Below are 21152 nucleotides of genomic sequence, written 5' to 3' on the forward strand. Positions count from 1 at the left end.
CCGCCATGGACTTCGCGTACGACACCCGCACCGAGGAGCTGCGCGAGCGGCTGCTGACCTTCATGGACGAGCATGTGTACCCGGCCGAGCCGGTCTTCGCGCGGCAGCGCGAGGAGGCCGAGGGCGACGCCCGCTGGGCCGCTCCGCCGGTCGTGGAGGAGCTGAAGGCGCAGGCGCGGCGGCAGGGCCTGTGGAACCTGTTCCTGCCGGGCGAGCGGGGCGCGGGCCTGACCAACCTCCAGTACGCCCCGCTGGCCGAGATCACCGGCCGCAGCCTGCACCTGGCCCCGCCCGCGCTCAACTGCGCCGCCCCCGACACGGGCAACATGGAGGTCCTCAACGACTTCGGCAGTGAGCAGCAGCGCAAGGCCTGGCTGGAGCCGCTGCTCGCGGGCGAGATCCGGTCGGCCTTCGCGATGACCGAGCCCGACGTCGCCTCGTCCGACGCCACCAACATCGAGACCCGGATCGAGCGCGACGGTGACGAGTACGTCGTCAACGGCAGCAAGTGGTACATCTCCGGGGCGATGAACCCGCGGTGCCGCATCTTCATCGTCATGGGCAAGTCCGACCCGACGGCCGAACGGCACCGCCAGCAGAGCATGATCCTCGTGCCGAGGGACACCCCCGGCGTCGAGGTCCGGCGCGGTATGCGGGTGTTCGGCTACGACGACGGGGATCACGGCGGGCACGCCGAGATCGTCTTCCGCGATGTGCGGGTCCCCGCGGAGAACCTCGTCGGCGAGGAGGGCGGCGGCTTCGCCATCGCCCAGGCCCGGCTCGGCCCGGGCCGCATCCACCACTGCATGCGGCTCATCGGCATGGCCGAGCGTGCCGTGGAGCTGATGTGCCGGCGGGCGGCCGGGCGGGTCGCCTTCGGCAAGCCGATCGCCGAGCAGGGCGTCGTCCAGGAGTGGATCGCCGAGGCGCGGGTGGAGATCGAGCAGCTGCGGCTGCTGGTCCTGAAGACGGCATGGCTGATGGACACCGTCGGCAACCGGGGTGCCCACACCGAGATCCAGGCCATCAAGATCGCCACCCCGGCGAAGGTCGGCCTCATCCTCGACCGCGCGGTACAGGTGCACGGCGCGGGCGGCGTCGGCCAGGACTTCCCGCTCGCCGAACTCTGGGCCGCCGCACGGACGCTGCGCCTGGCCGACGGCCCGGACGAGGTCCACAAGCGGTCACTGGCCCGCCGCGAGCTGAAGAAGCACCATTGACTTCCTCCCCGGCCTAAGGTCGGGGATTCCCGTCTGCTCCCACCGCGCGGGGGCTGTGGGCTGCTTCGGGTGGGTTGCTGCTTCGTCGCGCGGTGCCGGTACGAGTACCGGGCTTACCTGCGCTCCACAGCCGTTTACGGTCTCCGCCTGTCCGGCGGCGACCTTGCGTCCTTCGGTCCTGATGTTGAGCGCGGCGTTCACGTCGCGGTCGTGGACGGTCCCGCAGTTCCCGCAGGTCCACTCGCGGACCGTCAACGGTTTGGGGCCGTTCTTCACCCCGCAGGCGGAGCAGAGCTGCGAGGAGGGGAAGAACCGGTCCACGCGGGCGAAGGTCCGCCCGTACCGGGCGGCCTTGTACTCCAGCATGCTCACGAACGCGGACCATCCGGCGTCGTGCACGGACTTCGCCAGGCGGGTGCGGGCGAGGCCTTTCACCGCGAGGTCCTCGACGTACACCGCTTGGTTCTCGCGGATGATCGTCGTGGACAGCTTGTGGTGGAAGTCCCGCCGTGCGTCGGCCGTGCGGGCGTGAGCCCGTGCGACCTTGACCACGGCCTTCCTGCGGTTCGCCGAGCCCTTGGTCTTGCGGCTCAGGTTCTGCTGCGCCTTGCGGAGCTTCTTCTCCACGCGCCGGAAGAACTTCGGGGAGGAGATCTTGCGGCCGTCGGAGAGGACCGCGAAGTGGGTGAGGCCCAGGTCGATACCCACCTCGGGCATCGTCTGCGGCAACACCTCGGACCCGTCCGTCCCGACGACGAACGAGGCGAAGTACCGGCCCGCCGCGTCCTTGGTCACGGTCACCGTGGACGGGGTCGAGGGCAGGGCGCGCGACCACTTCACCGGCACGTCGCCGATCTTCGGCAGCGACAGCTTCCCGCCCGGCGTGATCCTCCAGCGGGCATTCGCGGTGAACCGTACCGACTGCCGGTTGTCGCGCTTGGACTTGAAGCGGGGCGCTCCCATGCGGGGGCGCTTGCCTTTGAGACCGTCGAAGAAGTTCCGGTAGGCGGTATCCAGGTCGCGGAGCGACTGCTGCAACACGACGGACGACACCTCGCCCAGCCACGCCCGCTGCGGAGTCTGCTTCGCCTGGGTGATGAGCAGCTTCGACAGGTCCCCGGTCTTCGGGAACGGAAGGCCCTCCGCACGGACGGCCTCCCGCGCCCTGAGGGCGTCGTTGTAGACCACCCGCACGCACCCGAACGCCCTGCCCAGCAGCACGCGCTGACCGGCCGTCGGGTTCAGGCGGAAGCTGTACCGAAGCTGCATACCGTGATCGTACTGAACTTGGTTTATGGCTGATATACAGAACATCCGTACTGGTAGGCACTGCACTTTCGCCCTTCATGCGCACTTGGTTTTTCGTGACGAAGTACCGGCATCGGGTCTTCAACGACGCCCACCTGAAACGGATGGAAGAGATCATGCGCGCGGTGTGCGCCGACTTCGAGTGCGAACTCGTCGAGTTCAACGGCGAGAACAACCACGTCCACCTCCTCATGAACTTCCCGCCCAAGGTCGCCCTGTCCAAGCTGGTCAACTCCCTGAAGGGCGTCAGCTCGCGCAGGCTCCGCCAGGAGTACCCGGAACTGGTCCGGCACTACTGGCGGGCGCAGCGCCTGTGGTCCGGCTCGTACTTCGCCGGATCGGCGGGCGGGGCTCCGCTGTCAATCGTCCGTCAGTACATCGAGCAGCAGAACCGTCCGCTTTGACCTGCGGCTCAGAGCACTTCCCAGAATCGCTTCACCACCGGGCCGAAGCCCGGCGCACTGCGATTCATCTCCGGTAGCCGGGCGCGGAGCCGCAGCCCCGGCGCGGTGACCGGGTTGGTTCACCGGGTCCGTGCCGGGGCCGAAGACCGCTGCTGGCGGAAAGCGCGGCCTCTGGGGCAGGATTCCGGTGCACGCCTCCGACCAGCCGGGGGAATCCGTTGAGCGACCAGATCGGCGCCGGTGCCTCGGCGGACGGCTGCCGGGAGCGGCTGGCGGCGCTGGACGGGGTGCCGGCCGGCACCCCGGACAGCACGCCGGACGACGCGCCGCACTGACGCGCCGCCCGGCCCCGGGCCGGGCGTCAGGGAATGACGACCAGGCGGCCGGTGGTCGTGCCGTCGGCGACCCGCTGGACGGCGTCGGCGGCACCCTCCAACGGGACGCGTTCGCTGACCAGCGGCTTGACGGCGCCCTCGGCGGCGAGCCGGGTGAGGGCGTCGTGAGCCGCGCGTACGGCGGCCGGGTCGTGGGTGTTGTACAGGCCCCAGTGCAGTCCCAGGATCGAGTAGTTCTTGACGAGGGCGTGGTTGAGCCCGGGGGCGGGGATGGTGCCGCTGGTGAAGCCGACCACGACGATGCGGCCCTCGAAGGCGACGCACTTGGTGGACCTGGTGTAGGCGTCGCCGCCGACCGGGTCGAAGACGACGTCGGCGCCGCGGCCGCCGGTGGCCTCCTTGACGGCGGCGACGAAGTCGGCGGTGTGCCGGTCGACGACCAGGTCGGCGCCCAGTTCCCGGGCCGCCTTGACCTTCTCGGGGCCGCCCACGACGCCGATGACCGTGGCGCCGGCGGCCTTGCCGAGCTGGATGGCGGCGCTGCCGACGCCGCCCGCGGCGGCGTGCACCAGGAGGGTCTCCCCGGCTTTGAGCCCGGCCCGGCGGTGGAGGGCGAAGAAGGCGGTCTGGTAGCCGATGTGGAGGGCGGCGGCCTCGGCGTCGTCGAGGGCCTCGGGGGCCGGAAGCACGCCGGCGGCGGGGACGACGGCGAACTCGGCGAAGGCACCGCCGGGCAGGGCCGCGGGGGTGATGACCCGGGCGCCCACGGCGAGGCCGGTCACGCCCTCGCCGAGCGCGGTGATCTCGCCGCACAGTTCCACGCCCGGGGTGAAGGGCAGCGGGGGCCGGATCTGGTAGACGCCCCGGCAGATCATCGCGTCGGGGAAGTTGACGCCCGCTGCGCGCACCCGCACCAGGACCTGGCCGGGGCCGGGTTCGGGGTCGGCGACCTCGTCGAGGCGCATCGCCTCACGCGGTTCACCGTTCTCGTGCACACGCCATGCCTTCACGTCGAACTCCCCTTGGGGGTCAGGGCTGCCGTACGGAGTGCAGCAGCAGGTCTGCGTAGTCGTGGCCCACCTGCTCGGCGGTGAGCGGTCCGCCGTGGCGGTACCAGGTGCCCAGGTGGTGGACGGAGCCGAAGAAGTAGTCGACGACCAGGTCGGGGCGGACGGCGGCGCGGAAGACGCCTTCGGCCTGGCCCTCCTCGACCAGGGCGCGGAACTTCTCGTGGTAGCGGCGGCGGTCGGCCCGGACCGCCTTCTGCTTCTCGGGGCCGAGCTGGTGCATGGACCGGAAGAAGATCTTGGTGTCGTCCAGGTTGGCGATGCTGGTGACGACGACGTCGGCGGCGGCCTCGAAGAGCCGGTCCACCACCTGGTCGGGCTTGCCGGCGATCGCTTCGAGGCGCTGCATCTGGAGGCGCAGCACCCGGCCGTAGATCTCGTGCAGCAGGTCGTCCTTGCTGCCGAAGTAGTGGTACAGCGCGCCCTTGGTCACCCCGGCGGCCTCGACGATCTCCTGGACTGAGGTGCGGTCGTAGCCGCGTTCGGCGAACAGGCGGGTGGCCTCGGCGAGCAACCGCTGCGGCACGGCGGCCGGTGCGGCGCCGGTCCCTGCCCCGGTGCCGGGTTTCGCGGTGGCCTTCGCGCCGGCTCTCGCGGTGGCCCTCGGGGTGGTGGTCCGTGCCATGGCCTGCGCCTGCCCTTCGTCGTACGAGTGCGTGGCCAGCATACCGGGCGGTATGTGAACTACTCCCCCTGTTCCTCCTCCAGCTGCCGCTGGACGCGGTTCATTCCGCCGATCCAGCGGTCGGGGTCGGTGGCGCGGGCGAGGTAGTAGTCGGCCGCCTCGGGGTGCGGGAGGATCAGGAAGCGTTCGTCGGCGATGCCCTGGAGGACGGCGTCGGCGACCTCCTCCGGCTCGATGGCGGTGGGGGCCAGCACGAGCCGCCCGGCCTGTCCGGCCGAGCGCAGCATGTCGGTGCGCACACCCTGCGGGCAGACCGCGTGGACCCGCACCCCGCGGTGGCGGTAGGTCACCGCGAGCCACTCCGCGAAGGCCAGGGCGCCGTGCTTGGTGACGGAGTACGGGGCGTCGCCGACCATGGTGAGCAGTCCGGCGGCGGAGACGGTGGCCACGAAGCGGCCCTCGCCGCGCTCCAGCCACTCCGGGAGCAGTTCGCGGCTGGCACGCACATGGGACATGACGTTGACGTCCCAGACCCGCTGCCAGACCTCGTCGTCGGCCTCCGGGCCGGCCATGCTGCCGGTACCGGCGTTGGCGCAGAAGATGTCGACGCGGCCGCCGAGCGCCTCGCGGGCCGGGGCGACCACGCCGGAGGCGTCACCGGGGACCGCGATGCCGCCGATCTCGTCCGCCACGGCCTTTGCGGCGCCCTCGTCGAGGTCGTTGACCACGACCCGGGCACCCTCGGCGGCGAAGCGGCGGGCCAGGGCCGCGCCGATGCCGCCGCCGGCTCCGGTGACCACTACCCGGGCGTCTCGCAGCGCTGCCACCATCGTGTCCACTCCCTCGTGTCGGCTCCCGCGACATACTAAGCGGTCGGTCAGGACGACGGAAGGGTTCCCCGCCGGTCCGCCGGAAAATACGTGTGCGCGGCGTATGGCCGTACCCGTACCCCCTTGGGATGATGCGCCCCATGAAGGGCATCACCGTGAAGCCGTACTGGGAGCTGACCTTCGATGCCGACGGGGACGTCGACACCACTCAGCGCGCCGGCCTGACCTCGGGGGTCACCGCCCGGGGCGTCACCGACCTGATCGTCTTCTCGCACGGCTGGAACAGCGACCGCTCCGGCGCCACCCGGCTCCACGACCGCTTCCTGCGGCCCGTCCCCGGGCTGCTGCGCGGCGCGACCGCGCCTGCGAACGCGCCCGTGCCTGCGCCCGTGCCCGTGCCTGCGCCTGCGCCTGCGCCTGCGCCTGCCGTACCCGGGTACGTGGGCGTCCTGTGGCCCTCGATGCGCTTCTCCGACGAGCCGATCCCCGACTTCGAGCCCACCTCCGCCGTCACCGGGGCACGGGACGGGGCGGCGGTCCTGGACGACCGGACGCGGCGCGCCCTGGCCGAGGTCTTCCCCGGCGGCGGGCCCCTCGTGGGGCGGCTGGCGGCGCTGCTGGAGGAACGGCCGGACGACGACCGGCGGATCGCGGAGTTCGTGGCGCTGACGCGCCGGCTCACCGGGGTCGACGGCGCGGCCGTCGACACCACCGACGAATCCTCCGCCGTCGCGCCCGCGATGCTGGTGGACGACCCCGTCGCCGTCTGCGAGGTGTTCGCGGCCTCACTGGAGCCCGGCCTGCTCGACGGGCTGCGCGCGCGGATCTGGAACGGCGCCCACGAAGTGCTGCGCCAGGCCACGTACTACGCCATGAAGCGCCGGGCCGGTACGGTCGGCGAGCACGGGCTCGGCCCGGCGCTCGGCGCCGTCGCCGCCGCCCGGCCCGGCATCCGGATCCATCTGGTCGGGCACAGCTTCGGCGGCCGCGTGGTCTCCTTCGCGCTGCGCGGACTGCCGGACGGCGTGCGCGCCGTGAAGTCGGTGACCCTGCTCCAGGGCGCCTTCTCGCACTACGCCTTCGCCGCCGTCCTCCCCCACGACCACGCGCACGGCGGCGCCCTGCGGGACGTCCGGCGCCGCGTCGACGGGCCGGTGGTGTCGTGCTGGTCGGCGCACGACAGTTCCCTGGGCACCATGTACCCACTGGCGTCCAAGCTGGCCGGGGACGACCGCGGTCTGTTCGAACTGAGCGAGCGCTGGGGCGCGATGGGCCACGACGGCATGCAGGCCGTCGATCCGTGCGCCCGGCTGACCCTGGCGCAGGCGCTCGGCGGGGCCTTACCGGCGAGCGGCTGCGTCAATGTCGACGTGTCCGCCGTGGTGCGCGCCGGCGGGCCGCCCTCGGGGGCGCACAGCGATATCTGCCACGAGGAGCTGACCCGGCTGGTACTGCGGGCGGCCCGGCTGGCCTGAACGGCCCCGCGAGCCGCGTTCCGTCCTCGACCGCCGGACGGGGCCGGTCCTTCGGCCCCTCCGGCGATCGAGGACGAGTCACCGCACTAGCGGTGTGCGGGGAACTCGACGACCTGCTGGAAGGTGGGACGGTTCTGCCAGGTGATCTTGTCGTGCTTGATGCCGCCCAGGGTGCGCTGGATGATCGAGTCGGCGCACCACTGGTCGCCCGCCGAGCAGGCGTCGTCACCGGGGTAGACCTGGGCGGCGGTCAGGGCGACGGCCGTCTTCAGGGTGCTGAGCAGGATGTCACGGCAGGCGGACAGCGATCCGTCGCCGCAGTAGGTGTCGGCCAGTCCGCCGCTCACGGAGTCGCCCAGGACCGTACGGAGGTCCTTGTCGACATAGCTCCACCAGCCGTACTGGAAGGAACTGCCGGCGTGCGAGCCGGTGGGCCCGTGACCGGCCGAAGGGGCCTCGTCGATCGAGAGGTTGGCGGTGAAGGCCTCGTACAGGTCGCTGCCGAGGCCGGGTTGGAACTCGCCCTTGACCAGCAGCGGCCACCACCCGTCCAGGATGCGGATCGCGGTGGCGTTGGCGTAGGTGTGGGAACCCGAGGAGGTCTCCTTGCGCTTGCCGCCGGCGGTGACCCAGTCGGAGAGCTGGGTGACGGCGGTGGCGAGGGTGGAGTCGGTCACGGTCTGCGACTTGACGACCCTGAGCAGCTCCGGCAGGACGTCCTCGGCGCGCAGATCGGTCAGCGAGGCGTCCGCCATGGCCTGGACGAGCTTGACGCGGGTGACCCCGCCCGCCTTCACCAGGGCCTTGACCCGGTCCTCCAGCAGATCACCGCGGTGCACGGAACCGTCACCCCAGCTCGCGGCGGTGTAGTCCTTGGCGACCTTGTTGTTCCAGGAGATGTAGTAGTCCTGGTCCACGGACTGCGGATGGGCGGAGGCCGGCGTGTAGTCGGCGACGTTGGTCGTGGCGTTCCAGTTCTGCCACTCGTACGCGGGCCGGGCCCAGGCCGGGAACTCGGCGTCGACGCCGGTGGCGCGGACCGGGTTGTTGCCGCTGTTGATGTAGGCGGTGTGGCTGGAGTCGGCGTAGAACCAGTTGAACGTGTAGTTGATGTGCGACGCCGCCGCCTGGAAGGTGGCCGGGCTCGACACGTAGTCGGGGTCGTTGAGCATCTGGAAGCCGACGATCGAGTCGGCCTCGTGCATGTACGACGAGCGCAGCGAGGTGTAGGCGACCTTCTTGCCGTCGACCGTCGCGCGGTACTCCACGGGGCCGTACTTGGTGCGGTAGACCTGCATGCGGTAGGAACCGGCGGCGGTGGAGTCGGCGGTCGTCGGGGTCCAGGCGTTGGTCTGCTCGACCTTGTCCATGGCGGTGCAGCTGCCGTGGTAGAGGTAGTGGTAGTCGTCCGTGCACAGCTCGACCGCGTAGCTGTCGATCACGTCCTGACCCGAGGTGGTGGCGCTCCAGGAGTAGTCCTGGCCCCGGCCCAGTTCGACGTACATGCTCAGCCCGGCGAAGGACGCGCCGCGGGCGCTGATACCCGGGCCCTGGATCTCCTGGAGCATCAGCAGCTGTGGCGCGAAGTAGCCGGTCTGCGGGCCGAACACGGCGATCGGGTGGCCGCTGGCGGTGTACTTGCCGCTGACCACCAGGGCGTTGGACATGCCGCGCTTGGCCGAGGTGAGGGCGGTGGCCGCCGCCGTGGCGGAGGCGGTGCTCGCCGAGGCGGTCGCGGCGCTGCCGGTGCGGTCGTAGACCAGGGGTTCCTCGGTGACCGTGCCGGAGTCGGGCAGTGCCTCGCCGACGGCGGTGGCGGGCTTGGTGGCGTACGGGAAGCTCTCGCCGTTGTGGACGGTGAGGGTGGCCTCGGCGTCGTTGCGCTCGCGGAAGGACTCCCAGACCTTGGTGCCCTCGGTGGTGCCGTACTGCTCCTGGGCGGCCATCAGGGACAGCGCGTTGTTGACCTCGCCGCCGCCGCCGGAGCCGAAGAGCGCGCCGATCACGGCGGCCAGGGCGACCAGGTCGGTGAGCTTGAAGTGGTCGATGGTCCCGGCGTTGGTGACGGAGTCCTTGTGGCCGGTCAGGACGTACTCGCCGGGGAAGTAACGGCCGCTGTCGGAGGCGTCGATGTAGGCGTTGACGCCGGTGAGGTAGGCGCCGGCGTCGGCCAGCGCCTGGGTGCCCCGGGCGCCGTTGTTGTTGGCGATGTAGTCGATCTGGGCCTGCAGATCGGCCTCGGTGTACGGCGCGTTGCGCCAGAACTGCTGCTCCAGGCCCTGGTTGGACTCCGCGCCGCCGGCGAACGGGGTGAGCTGGCCCCGGCCGACGTGCCGGAAGACGTCCATCAGCCACAGCCGGTCCTCGGCGGCGGCGTATCCGGCGCCGTACTCGGTGCCGTAGCGGGTGGTGCCGGTGATGTGCGGGACGCCGGTCTTCTTGTCCCGGACGATCGTGACGTCGGTGCGCCCGCCGGGGGACTCGGTGGAGGCGACCTGGCCCGAGGCGACGCCGAGCGAGGCGTCGTTGAAGAAGCTGCTGATGGTGGAGGTGGTCAGGGACTGGTAGCCGGAGGCCAGATTGCCGTACGGGGCGAGCTGGTCGTCGGCATGGGCCGGCTGGGAGCCGAACGCCTGGTTGAGCAGGACCTGCGCCAGGGTGGCGTTTCCGTTCTCCCCCGGAGGCAGGATGTCGTTGCACTGCGACTGGCAGTAGTCCGTGACCGTGGCGGCGCTCGCTGTCTGTGGCAGCGGTGCGACAAGTGTCGCCCCGAGTGCGATGACCGCGGCACCGGCGACCGTTCTGAGCTTTCCGAGCTTGCTGAGCGGGGCGATACGCAGACGCATAGCTGCTCCTCCCGAGGACCGATGCGATGGACGTTACCGGTGGTATGACCCATCGGTAAGGTGAACATGCGTCACCTTTTGGTGAAGGGTCCCAAGATCCGGGTGAGTTCGGGACGGGGATGGATCCGTATCGCCGTTCGTTACGTCCATTCGACAGCGATGCGGTACTGATGACGGAGGTGGCATGCCATGGCCGGATTCCGAAGTCTTGCGAGACAGGTGCGCGATCCACGGCGCTCCCCCACTTCGCGGCGCACCTACCTGCGCCGATGCCTCGAACGTTTTGCCCCCTATGGCCACCGGGCCACCTGGGACCACCTCAGCGCGCGGGCGGGCTTCGCCCCTCAGGACCGCGAACCGGACCCCGCCCGGCTGGTCGCGGCCCTCGAAGAACTCGAAGAGGCCAGAGCGGTCTGGCTCGCCTACGAGGCGGACTTCGCGGCCCGCCGGAAGAGGGAGAAGTTCTACGGCATCCGGCAGCCCGGAGCCCTCGACGACTGGCACCGCCGTACCTGGGGCGGCAACGGCGTCGCCTGGTGCGACGACCCCACCGTCCACCCCTGCGACCGGCTCCCCGACGTCCTGCGGCGCATCATCGCCGCGATCGAGGCCGATCCCGGCTCCGCCTGCCCCGTCTGCTGCGACTCACGGATCCGCTGGCACCACGACCTCGCCCACGAACCCGCCTCCGGCCCGGTCTGCGCGAGCTGCGGGATCGTCGTACCGGTACCGGTGCTCACCGAACGGGCCCTGGAGGACGCCCGCGACGCGCAGCGGTACGCCCTGAGGTGACGCCCCGAGGTGACGCCCCGAGCCCCGGCGGCCGGCCGGGCTACGCCGGCCGGCGGTCGTACTGGACGGCCAGGCCGTCCACCAGGGCCCGCAGTCCGGTCTCGAAGGCGCCTTCGTCCACGGCCTGTTGCCGCTCCGCGAGCAGGTGGGCCCGGCCCAGGTGCGGATAGGCGACGGCGTCGTACGCGGTGGGATCGTCCACGAAGCCGCGGGCGAAGGAGCCGAGCGCCGAGCCGGCGACGAAGTACCGCATGAGGGCGCCGATCCGGGTGGCCTGGCCGGGGGGCCAGCCGGCGGCCGTCATGGCGCCGAAGACGGCGTCGGCCATGCGCAGCCCGGCGGGCCGCCGGCCGGGTCCCTGGGCGAGGAAGGGGACGATGTTGGGGTGGGCGGCCAGGGCCGCGCGGTACGAACGGGCCCAGCCCACGAGGGACTCCCGCCAGTCCGGGTCGCCGTCGAACATCGACAGGTCGACCTGGGCGACGACGGCGTCGGCGACGGCGTCGAGGATGTCGTCCTTGGTCGTGAAGTGGTTGTACAGGCTCGGCCCGCTGACCCCCAGCTCGGCCGCGAGCCGCCTGGTGGAGACCGCCTGCAGCCCCTCCCCGTCGATCAGCGTGAGCGCCGTCGCGACAATGCGCTCACGGCTGAGCAGGGGCTTGCGGGGGCGGGCCATGCCGCTCATAGTAGAGGCTGCCGCACGGAAACTAGCAGTGCTAATTTACGAGGACGGGAACCGACACCATGGATCTCGCACTGTCCGACGAGCAGGCCGCGGTACGGCGGCTCGCCGCCGACTTCACCGACCGCGAGGTCGCCCCGCACGCCGCCGCGTGGGACCGGGCGGAGAGCGTGGACTGCGGGATCGTGAAGAAACTGGGAGCGCTGGGCTTCCTCGGGCTGACCGTCCCGGAGGAGTACGGCGGCTCTGGCGGTGACCACCTGGCGTACTGCCTGGTCACCGAGGAGCTGGGCCGGGGCGACTCCTCGGTGCGCGGCATCGTGTCGGTGTCGCTGGGACTGGTCGCCAAGTCCGTCGCGGCCTGGGGCAGCGAGGCGCAGAAGCGGGAGTGGCTGCCGCGACTGACCTCCGGCGAGGCGGTCGGCTCCTTCGGTCTCACCGAGCCCGGCACCGGCTCGGACGCCGCGAACCTCACCACCCGCGCGGTGCGCGACGGCGGTGACTACCTCATCAGCGGCACCAAGACGTTCATCACCAACGGCACCTGGGCCGATGTCGTCCTGCTCTTCGCCCGGACCGGCGACGCCCCCGGCCACAAGGGCGTCAGCGCCTTCCTGGTGCCCGCGGACTCCCCCGGCCTGACCCGCCGGGAGATCCACGGCAAGCTGGGGCTGCGCGGCCAGGCCACCGCCGAACTGGTCCTGGACGGCGTGCGCGTGCCGGCCTCGGCGATGCTCGCACCGGAGGGCAAGGGCTTCTCGGTGGCCATGTCGGCCCTGGCCAAGGGCCGGATGTCGGTGGCGGCCGGCTGCGTCGGCATCGCGCAGGCCTGCCTGGACGCCGCCGTGCGGTACGCGGGCGAGCGCGAGCAGTTCGGCAAGCCGATCGCCGCGCACCAGCTGGTCCAGGAGCTGATCGCCGACATCGCGGTCGACGTCGACGCGGCCCGGATGCTGACCTGGCGGGTGGCCGACCTGATCGACCGGGGGCTGCCCTTCGCCACCGAGTCGTCGGTGGCCAAGCTGTACGCGAGCGAGGCCGCGGTGCGCAGCGCCAACAACGCGCTCCAGGTCTTCGGCGGCTACGGCTTCATCGACGAGTACCCGGTGGGCAAGCTGCTGCGCGACGCCCGGGTGATGACCCTGTACGAAGGCACCAGCCAGATCCACAAGCTGCTGATCGGACGGTCCCTGACCGGGATCTCGGCGTTCTGACCGACCGGCTGGTATCGAAGTGCCGGTGTCCGAACCCCGGCGGGCCAACCCGGCCAGGATTCGGACACCGGCACTAAGCGCTTGCTCAGTCTCGATGTAGGGTGTCCGCCATGAGCGCGGAGGCCGAGCAGACCGAGACCGGGACATGGACCGGCATCACCCCCGACGCCGCCAGGCGGCTGGTCGTCGCCGCCGTGGAGGCGTTCGCCGAGCGGGGCTACCACGCCACGACGACCCGCGACATCGCGGGCCGGGCGGGGATGAGCCCCGCCGCGCTCTACATCCACTACAAGACCAAGGAAGAGCTGCTCTACCAGATCAGCGGCGTCGGCCACCGGCTCTCCCTCGGCCTGCTCCGGTCCGCCGCGAACAGCGGCGGGAGCGCCGCCGACCGGCTGGGGGCCGCCGTACGGGCCTTCGTCCGCTGGCACGCCGAGCACCACACCACGGGGCGGGTGGTGCAGTACGAGCTGGGCGCACTCAGCGCCGAGCACTACACCGAGATCGTCGGGCTGCGCCGGGAGAGCGAGAACGTGATCCGGTCGGTCATCCGTGACGGTGTCAAGGCGGGCGAGTTCGATGTGCCGGACGTCTCCGGCACCACGCTGGCCGTGCTGTCGCTCTGCATCGACGTGGCGCGCTGGTTCAATCCCGACGGGCGCCGGACGCCCGACGAGATCGGCGCCCTGTACGCCGATCTCGTCCTGCGCATGGTGCTCGCTCAGAGGTAGAAGCGGGCGACCGTCTCCGCGACACAGACCGGCTTGTCGCCGCCCTCACTCTCGATGGTGACGACGGTGACGAGCTGGATGCCGCCCGGCACATCGGACAGTTCGGCGATCCGCGAGGACGCGCGCAGCCGGGAGCCGACGGGCACCGGCGCGGGGAAACGGACCTTGTTCACGCCGTAGTTGACGCCCATCTTGACACCCTCGACCGTGAGCAGGCCGGCGGTGAACTGCGGGATCAGGGACAGCGTGAGATAGCCGTGCGCGATGGTGGTGCCGAAGGGGCCCTGCGCCGCCCGCTCGGGGTCGACATGGATCCACTGGTGGTCGCCGGTCGCCTCGGCGAACAGGTCGATCCGCTTCTGGTCGATCTCCAGCCAGTCCGTCGTACCGAGTTCCTCGCCGACCGCGGCCCGCAGCTCGTCCGGTGACGCGAAGGTCCTGCCCTGCGACATGTCGTACCTCCCGTAGGTTTCTAAGCGCTTGCTCAGCATAGCGGGCTCGGTAGAGTACGGGGGATGTCGTCCCTCCCGATCGAGCACCGCCTGCTGACCGTCGGCATGCTGAGCCGGCGCAGCGGCGCCGCGGTCTCGGCCCTGCACTACTACGAGGCCCAGGGCCTGATCACCAGCACCCGCACCAGCGGCAACCAGCGCCGCTACTCCCGCGACACGCTGCGCCGCATCGCCTTCGTCCGCGCCGCCCAGCGGGTCGGCATGCCACTGGCCACCATCCGCGAAGCCCTGGACGGCCTCCCCGAGGGCCGCACCCCGACCCCCGAGGACTGGGCCCGCCTCTCCGCCGCCTGGCGCGACCGCCTCGACGCCCGGATCACCGAACTCACCCAGCTCCGCGACAACCTCGACGAGTGCATCGGCTGCGGCTGCCTGTCGCTCCAGCACTGCAGGCTCTCCAACCCCGGCGACACATTGGGCGACCGGGGGCCGGGGGCACGCCGGCTGCTGCACCCACCGGACTGACCCCCACCCCGGCCCGACGGACGGAGTCCGGCGCAGCCACCCGAAGCAAGCGAAGCGCCCGCGAGGGCGGCGTCAAGAACCGGGCCACATTGGGCGACCGGGGGCCGGGGGCACGCCGGCTGCTGCACCCACCGGACTGACCCCCACCCCGGCCCGACGGACGGAGTCCGGCGCAGCCACCCGAAGCAAGCGAAGCGCCCGCGAGGGCGGCGTCAAGAACCGGGCCACATTGGGCGACCGGGGGCCGGGGGCACGCCGGCTGCTGCACCCACCGGACTGACCCCCACCCCCACCCCGGCCCGACGGACGGAGTCCGGCGTCCGGCGTCAGAAAACGGTCACCACAGTGACGGCTTGCGGGTTGCCCAGGGGCGGGCCGCTTCGAGTTGGGCGGACAGGGAGATGAGGGTCGCCTCGTCGCCGTAGCGGGCGCCGAACATGGTGCCGATGGGCAGGCCGGCCTCCGTCCAGTGCAGGGGGACGTTCACCGAGGGCTGGCCGGTGGCGTTGAAGATCGGCGTGTACGGGGTGAAGGCGGCGAGGGCGGCGAACTCGGCGGCCGGGTCGGCGTCGTCGCGCAGGCCGCCGACGAGGGCGGGCGGCTGGGCGAGGGTCGGGGTGAGGATCAGGTCGTACGTGGAGTGCAGGGCGCCGGCGATCAGCTCGCCGAGGGCCCGGAACGCGTACAGGGACTCGGCGAACTTCGGGCCGGAGACCCCGGCGCCGGCCGCGCGCAGGTGCCGGGTGAGCGGAATCAGCAGTTCCTGCTGTTCCGGGGCGACCGGGTAGGACGTGGACATCACCGCCCACACCTGGGTGAAGGCGGTGAGCAGGGAGTCGTCGACCGGCAGGTCGAGTTCGTCGACCTGGTGGCCCAGCGCGCGCAGCAGCTCCACCGTGCCGTCGTACGCGGCCCGTACGTCCGGGTGCAGTTCCACGCCCGGGACCGGGGGCTGGGGCAGGCCGACCACCTTCAGCGGGCCCGGTTCGCGGGCGGCGAAGCCCGCGAAGGTCTCCCCCGGCGCCAGGGAGGGCGCGGCGTAGGGGGCGCCGGGGGCCGTGCCGGACATGACGTCCAGGAGCGCGGCGGCGTCGGCGACGGTGCGGGCCAGGGGGCCGCTGGTACTGAGGCCGGTGATGTCGTGGGTGACCGGGCCGGGGCTGATCCGGCCCCGGCTGGGCTTGATGCCGAACAGGCCGCAGACGGAGGTGGGGATGCGGATGGAGCCGCCGCCGTCGCTGGCGTGGGCGATCGGCGCCAGGCCCGAGGAGACGGCCGCCGCGGCGCCGCCGCTGGAGCCGCCGGCCGAGCGGTCGAGGTCCCAGGGGGTGCGGGCGGGCGGCGCGAGCCGGTTCTCGGTGTAGCAGGGCAGCCCGAACTCGGGGGTGTTGGTCTTGCCCAGCAGGATCGTCCCGGCCTCACGCAGCCTGGCGACCACATGGTCGTCGGTGTCCGGGACGTGGTCGGCGTACGCCGCCGAGCCGAGAGTGGTGCGCACGCCCGCGGTGAAGGCGAGGTCCTTCACCGGCACGGGCACGCCGTGCAGCGGCGACAGTTCCCGCTCCCGCCCCTCGCGGCGGGCCGCGAGGGCCTGCGCCTCGGCGTCGGCGGCCTGTTTGCGGGCGATCTCGGGAGTGACGGTGATGAACGCCCCGACGGTGTCGTTCAACCGGTCGATCCGGTCCAGGTAGTGGTCGGTGAGCTCGGTCGGCGACACGGTCCCTCCACGGACCGCCTCGGCCTGCTCCACCGCTGTCAGATCGTGCAGCTCCGCCATGCGCTTTGCCCCTCCGTCGCAGTGTCCCGTGCCCGGCATCCTCGCGTAACGGAAGGGGCCCGCGCCACAGCGTCGTGGCGCGGGCCCCGGTCCGGGGGACGGTGATCCGGCGAGTCGGACGAGTCGGACGAGTCAGGCGACGGTCAGGACGAGCGCGCCGGTGTAGGTGCTGCCCGCCTTGATGGCGGTGGCGGTGCCGTCGACGGTGAGGGACACCTTCCTGCCCTTGGGGGCGAGGACGGCGGCCTTGCTGCCGACGACCAGCTTGGTGAGGTGGGAGGTACCGGTCACGGTCCACTTGGAGCCGTTGTCGAGGGAGACGACGACGCCGTTGTTGACGGCGGCCTGCACGGTGTTGGTGACCACACCGAGCAGCCGGTAGTCGGCCGAGGTGATGGTGGACTGCCGGTGGGCGGCCGAGGACGCGCTGATAACGCCGCAGACGGTGGAGCCGTCGAAGGTGAGCACCAGGTTCTTGCCCTTGCGCATGGCGTTGTAGAAGTCGCCGTTGAGGGCGATGTCGGTGAAGGTGGCGTTGGCGTCCGCGCTGTGCACGGCGGTGACGTCGAAGCTGGCGTCCCTGGTCGCCGCGCCGGTGGGCTCGGTGTAGACGCCGGTGTTCAGCAGCACGCCGTCGGCCATCACCGGTCCCGGGTCATCGTCCTCGATGACCTGGAAGATGATGCCGTCCTTCGGGTTGAGCCGCGCCCCCTTCGAGCCGTCCACGGTCACCGTGACCTGCTGGCCCTTGTCCAGGAAGGTGGCCTTCTCGGTGTTGACGACGGTGCCGCCGCTGATGTCGACCGAGCCGGCGCCGTGCCACATGAAGCCCCAGCGACGGGAGTTGATGACCGTGTTGCGCGGGGCGAGGGCGCGCAGTTCGTGCGCGGTCAGCCCCAGCTCCAGGTCCTCGTTGAGCTGGGCGACGGCGTCGCGGCCGCTGTCGCCGTAGTAGCAGGCGCCACCGCGGTTGATCAGCGCGTACGTGGCCACGTCGAGCCGGCAGCCGAGGAAGCGCTCGGTGACGTTGCCGATGGCGTACGAGGCGTAGCCGTCCTGGCCGGTGTTGCCGGCGTGGCAGTTGATGGCGGTCAGCTGCGCGTTTGAGCTGCCGTCGACGGAGAGTGCGCCCCAGCCCTCGGAGAACACGGACGAGTTGATGTAGGCCGCCCTGGTCTCGGTGCCGAGCAGGTTGGTGGCGCGGTTGTTGCCCGAGATGCCGAGCATCCAGGGCGCGTCCTGCATGTAGGGGAGGTTGACGGTGGACTGGTAGCCGTCCGGCAGAACACCGTCCCTGGTGCGGATCGTGGAGTTCTTGACGATCACGTTGCTGCCGCCGTCGGCGATGACCGCGGTGCGCACCGCGCCCTTGTTGCGGATGTCGGCGCCGTCGACGACCAGCGTGGTGCCGCCGGTGCCGACGATGCTCGCGCCGTAACCGACGAAGTCGGAGCGGCCGTTGCCGGTGAAGGCGATCGAGGGGTGCTCGACCGTGTAGGAACCACCGTCGGCGTACACGCCGTTGAAGACCTCACCGGTCGAGGTGAGGCTGATGTTCTTGGCGTAGGTGTCGGTCAGCTTGCCGCCGACCACCGCCGCCAGTACGGACTTCGTCTTGTCGATGCCGTCGGCGCCGACGTGGATGGCCTGGCGGAAGGGGAAGACCAGGCCGTTGTACGTGATGTCGTTGGACCCGGCGACGGTGAGGACGATGTCGCCCCGGTAGGTGCCGGCCGCGAACGCCGGGGTGGTGCCGCCGGCTTCGGTGATCGCCTGGCCCGTCTCGACCCCGTCGACGGTGAGCGACAGCCGGTGGCCGTCGGGGGCGGTGAGGGTGCCGCCCTCCTCGATCACCAGCACGTTGGCCCGGGTGGTCGTGGAGATCTCCTTGGTCTCCCCGGCGGCAACGGTGATCTTCCTGGTCGTCGTCGCCGCCGCGGCGGTGGCCGCCGGCGACCACAGCAGGGTCGCGGCCCCGGTGGCGGCGCCGGCCGCCAGAATCGAACGTCGCGTTATAAGCGTCATGTCATGCCTCACCCTGATTGGGGGCACCTTTGCCCCTGTTGAGCAGCGGTTCGAGCATGAGTGAAGCAGCGCGTGAGATTCGTTCAAAGGCTCTTGCTCGGATGCACAGATTCCCCGTCGGCATGACAGAGATCGGCCCCGGACATACCCCCGTGCTCAGAAGATGATCAGGGCCCGGCCGCCGCGTCCGGCGAGCATCGCGTCGAAGGCGGCCGGGATGCCGTCCAGTCCGATGCGTTCGGTGACCATCGCCGACAGGTCCAGACGGCCCGCGCGTACGTGCTCCGCCAGCACCGGGAGGTCCTTGGCGGGGTCGCTGTCGCCGTAGACGCAACCGGACAGTGTGCGGCCGAAGTAGAAGAGTTCCAGGGCGGAGAAGGACACCTGTTCGTCCTTGCCGCCGATGCCGACGACGGTGGTGCGGCCACCCCGGCGGGTGGCGGACCAGGCGGTACGGATGGTGTCGGCGCGGCCCACGCACTCGATGGCGACATCGGTGCCGAAGCCGCCGGTCAGCCTGCGGATCTCCTTGGCGGCGCCGGCCGAGGCGACCACGAAGTCGGTGGCTCCGGCGGCCCGGGCCAGCTCCTCCTTGGCCGGCGAGACATCGACGGCCACGATGGTGCCGGCGCCGGCGATACGGGCCGACTGCAGCACGGCCAGCCCGACCCCGCCGACGCCGAAGACCGCCACCGACTCCCCGGGGCGGACGGCGGCGTTGTGGTGGACGGCGCCGTAGCCGGTCAGCACGGCGCAGCCCAGCAGCGCGGCCTCGACGAGCGGGACGCCGTCGGGCAGCGGCAGCACGGCGGCCGCCGGGACGACGGTCTCCTCGGCGAAGACAGCGGTGCCCAGCCCCGGGTACAGCTCGGTGCCGTCCGCGGTGAGCCTGGCGTACGGAGTGGTGGCGGCCGCCCCGGCGTTGGCGCACAGCCAGGGTTCGGCGAGGCCGCAGAAGTGGCAGTCGCCGCAGGAGGGAGCCCAGTTGAGGACGACCCGGTCGCCGGGCGCGACGCCGGTCACGCCCTCGCCGACCCGGGTGACCGTCCCGGCGCCCTCGTGGCCCAGGACGGCCGGCACGGGCTGGCGCAGGGTGCCGTTGGACAGTGACAGGTCGGAGTGGCACACCCCGGCCGCCGCGAGGCGGACCGTGACCTGGCCGGGGCCGGGCGCGGGAAGGTCGATCTCCGCGATCACCAGCGGGACGTTGACGGCGGGCAGTACGGCGGCGCGGGTCACGGGTGCTTTCCTCTCGGCACTGTTCAGGTGGCTCAGGACTACGGGCAGGACTGCGGGCAGGACTGCGGGCAGGACTGCGGGCGGAACTGCTCAGAACTGAAGGGACTTGGTGTGCAGGTACTCGGCGAGGCCGTGGACGCCCAGTTCGCGCCCGAAGCCCGACTGCTTGTGGCCGCCGAACGGGGCGAGCGGGTTGAAGCGGCCGCCGTTGATGTCGACCTGCCCGGTGTCCATACGGCGGGCGAAGGCCACCGCCTCGTCGCGGTCGGCCGCCCAGACCGCGCCGGCCAGGCCGTACACCGTGCCGTTGGCGATCCGCAGGGCGTCGGCCTCGTCCTCGTAGGGCAGGATCGACAGGACGGGCCCGAAGATCTCCTCCTGGGCGATGGTCATCTCCGGCGTGACGTCGGCGAAGATCGTGGGGCTGACGTAGTAGCCCGTCTCCAGCGGGGCCTCGGGGCCGCCGGCGACCAGGCGCGCGCCCTCCTTGACGCCCTGCTCGATGTAGCCGCGTACGCGGGCCTGCTGCGCGGCGTTGACCAGCGGGCCGACCCGGGTCCCGGGGACGTACTTGGCCACCGCGGCGGCGGCCAGCTCGACGGCCTCGTCGTACTGGTCGCGGTGGACCAGCATCCGGGTCCACGCGCTGCACGTCTGGCCGGAGTTGGACATGACGTTGGCGACTCCGGCACTGACCGCGCGGGCCAGGTCCGCGCCGGGCAGGATGACGTTGGCGGACTTGCCGCCCAGTTCGAGCGCCACCCGCTTCACGGCGGCGGCGGCCGTGGCGGCGATCCGCCTGCCGACGGCCGTGGAGCCGGTGAAGGAGACCAGGTCGACCCCCGGGTGCTCGGCCAGTGCCTGGCCGGCGACCGGTCCGACGCCGGTGACCAGGTTGAACACCCCGGCCGGGAAACCCGCTTCGTGCACCGCGTCGGCGAAGAGCCGGGCCACCAGCGGGGTGTTCTCGGCGGGCTTGAGCACGACGGTGCAGCCCGCGGCCAGGGCCGGCGCGACCTTCGCGACGATCTGGTGCAGCGGGTAGTTCCACGGCGTGATCGCCCCCACCACACCGACCGGCTCGTGGTGGACGGTCGAGTTGCCGACCTGCTCCTCGAAGGCGTACGTGGCCAGGATCTCCGCGTACGATCCCGCGACCGCGATCGGCAGATCCGCCTGCACCGCCTGGCTGAACGCCAGCGGTGAGCCCAGCTCCGCCGTCACCGTGCGGGCGATCTCCTCGCGGCGGGCGGCGAGCCCGTCACGCAGCGCGGTCAGCAGGGCCGCGCGTTCCCGGGGCGGGACGGCGGACCAGGCGGGCAGGGCCGCGCGGGCGGCGCGGACGGCGGCATCCACGTCGGCGGCGGTGCCGGCCGGCACGGCGGCGATCACCTGCTCGTCGGCGGGGTTGACCACCTCGATCCGCTCGGTGCCGGCGGCCGGCCGCCAGGCGCCGTCGATGTACATGCCGTCGTGGAGCTTCACGGTCATCCTCCCGGAGGGGTGGGGATGGTGCGGGTCCGCACCGTCGGTGCGGGTCCGCACCAAACTAGCACCGGTAGTTTTTCGGCTGATCCCCATGGTCCCCCATGCTCCCCCGTGGTG

The 21152-nt window shown here is 71.6% G+C and carries 17 protein-coding genes and 1 pseudogene; 7 read left to right on the top strand and 11 right to left on the bottom strand.

Annotated features, from left to right (window positions below; genetic code table 11):
• Positions 1 to 5: 5 nt before the first annotated feature.
• Positions 6 to 1220 (top strand): acyl-CoA dehydrogenase family protein, encoded by a 1215-nt coding sequence (locus tag RWE79_RS08875; protein WP_475939469.1) that lies wholly within the window; start codon positions 6 to 8, stop codon positions 1218 to 1220.
• On the opposite strand, the gene RWE79_RS08880 is transcribed toward RWE79_RS08875, so the two are convergent.
• Positions 1185 to 2489, bottom strand: coding sequence for an RNA-guided endonuclease InsQ/TnpB family protein (locus tag RWE79_RS08880; protein WP_475939470.1), 1305 nt, complete (start codon positions 2487 to 2489; stop codon positions 1185 to 1187). The two genes, RWE79_RS08875 and RWE79_RS08880, sit on opposite strands and share 36 nt — an antisense overlap.
• A 25-nt stretch (positions 2490 to 2514) precedes the next feature.
• Between RWE79_RS08880 and tnpA the strand changes: the two are divergent.
• Positions 2515 to 2932 (top strand): annotated as a pseudogene (tnpA, locus tag RWE79_RS08885) (IS200/IS605 family transposase).
• Positions 2933 to 3293: 361 nt separating this feature from the next.
• Here the strand turns inward: tnpA and RWE79_RS08890 are convergent.
• From RWE79_RS08890 to RWE79_RS08900, 3 genes are read right to left on the bottom strand one after another with little or no spacing between them, the layout of a single operon-like run.
• On the bottom strand, positions 3294 to 4277 hold the full coding sequence (locus RWE79_RS08890; RefSeq protein WP_475939471.1) for an NADPH:quinone oxidoreductase family protein: 984 nt from the start codon (positions 4275 to 4277) through the stop codon (positions 3294 to 3296).
• A 19-nt stretch (positions 4278 to 4296) separates the two neighbouring features.
• A complete protein-coding gene (locus tag RWE79_RS08895; RefSeq protein WP_475945695.1) occupies positions 4297 to 4959 on the bottom strand; it encodes a TetR/AcrR family transcriptional regulator in 663 nt (220 codons plus the stop codon).
• Positions 4960 to 5018: 59 nt separating this feature from the next.
• Complete coding sequence (locus RWE79_RS08900) at positions 5019 to 5789, bottom strand: SDR family oxidoreductase (RefSeq protein WP_475939472.1); 771 nt, start codon at positions 5787 to 5789, stop codon at positions 5019 to 5021.
• A gap of 140 nt (positions 5790 to 5929) precedes the next feature.
• Here RWE79_RS08900 and RWE79_RS08905 point away from each other — a divergent pair, with 140 nt between their 5' ends.
• Positions 5930 to 7264, top strand: coding sequence for a serine-threonine protein kinase (locus RWE79_RS08905; protein WP_475939473.1), 1335 nt, complete (start codon positions 5930 to 5932; stop codon positions 7262 to 7264).
• Between the two features lie 86 nt (positions 7265 to 7350).
• On the opposite strand, the gene RWE79_RS08910 is transcribed toward RWE79_RS08905, so the two are convergent.
• Entirely contained in the window at positions 7351 to 10110 is a 2760-nt protein-coding gene (locus RWE79_RS08910) for a penicillin acylase family protein (RefSeq protein ID WP_475939474.1), read from the bottom strand.
• A 189-nt stretch (positions 10111 to 10299) separates the two neighbouring features.
• Here RWE79_RS08910 and RWE79_RS08915 point away from each other — a divergent pair, with 189 nt between their 5' ends.
• Entirely contained in the window at positions 10300 to 10902 is a 603-nt protein-coding gene (locus RWE79_RS08915) for a hypothetical protein (protein ID WP_475939475.1), read from the top strand.
• Positions 10903 to 10942: 40 nt separating this feature from the next.
• Here RWE79_RS08915 and RWE79_RS08920 read toward each other — a convergent pair whose 3' ends face one another.
• Entirely contained in the window at positions 10943 to 11578 is a 636-nt protein-coding gene (locus tag RWE79_RS08920; protein ID WP_475939476.1) for a TetR/AcrR family transcriptional regulator, read from the bottom strand.
• Positions 11579 to 11646: 68 nt separating this feature from the next.
• Between RWE79_RS08920 and RWE79_RS08925 the strand changes: the two genes are divergently transcribed.
• Positions 11647 to 12798, top strand: coding sequence for an acyl-CoA dehydrogenase family protein (locus tag RWE79_RS08925; RefSeq protein ID WP_475939477.1), 1152 nt, complete (start codon positions 11647 to 11649; stop codon positions 12796 to 12798).
• Positions 12799 to 12908: 110 nt separating this feature from the next.
• Positions 12909 to 13529, top strand: a complete 621-nt coding sequence (locus RWE79_RS08930) for a TetR/AcrR family transcriptional regulator (protein ID WP_475939478.1) — start codon at positions 12909 to 12911, stop codon at positions 13527 to 13529.
• Here the strand turns inward: RWE79_RS08930 and RWE79_RS08935 are convergent.
• On the bottom strand, positions 13520 to 13981 hold the full coding sequence (locus RWE79_RS08935; protein ID WP_475939479.1) for a MaoC family dehydratase: 462 nt from the start codon (positions 13979 to 13981) through the stop codon (positions 13520 to 13522). The genes RWE79_RS08930 and RWE79_RS08935 overlap by 10 nt on opposite strands.
• 63 nt (positions 13982 to 14044) lie before the next feature.
• On the opposite strand from RWE79_RS08935, the gene soxR reads away from it, so the two are divergent.
• Complete coding sequence (gene soxR / locus RWE79_RS08940; RefSeq protein WP_475939480.1) at positions 14045 to 14506, top strand: redox-sensitive transcriptional activator SoxR; 462 nt, start codon at positions 14045 to 14047, stop codon at positions 14504 to 14506.
• Between the two features lie 337 nt (positions 14507 to 14843).
• On the opposite strand, the gene RWE79_RS08945 is transcribed toward soxR, so the two are convergent.
• The 4 genes from RWE79_RS08945 to RWE79_RS08960 form a co-directional block, all read right to left on the bottom strand.
• On the bottom strand, positions 14844 to 16283 hold the full coding sequence (locus RWE79_RS08945; protein ID WP_475939481.1) for an amidase: 1440 nt from the start codon (positions 16281 to 16283) through the stop codon (positions 14844 to 14846).
• A gap of 132 nt (positions 16284 to 16415) precedes the next feature.
• Positions 16416 to 18308 (bottom strand): hypothetical protein, encoded by a 1893-nt coding sequence (locus RWE79_RS08950; RefSeq protein WP_475939482.1) that lies wholly within the window; start codon positions 18306 to 18308, stop codon positions 16416 to 16418.
• 156 nt (positions 18309 to 18464) lie between these two features.
• Positions 18465 to 19547 carry a Zn-dependent alcohol dehydrogenase gene (locus RWE79_RS08955; RefSeq protein ID WP_475939483.1) on the bottom strand — a complete coding sequence of 361 codons (1083 nt, stop codon included), beginning with the start codon at positions 19545 to 19547 and terminating at the stop codon, positions 18465 to 18467.
• 90 nt (positions 19548 to 19637) lie between these two features.
• On the bottom strand, positions 19638 to 21032 hold the full coding sequence (locus RWE79_RS08960; RefSeq protein ID WP_475939484.1) for an aldehyde dehydrogenase family protein: 1395 nt from the start codon (positions 21030 to 21032) through the stop codon (positions 19638 to 19640).
• Between the last annotated feature and the right edge of the window lie 120 nt (positions 21033 to 21152).

The sequence above is a fragment of the Streptomyces sp. RLA131 genome, from assembly GCF_056270125.1.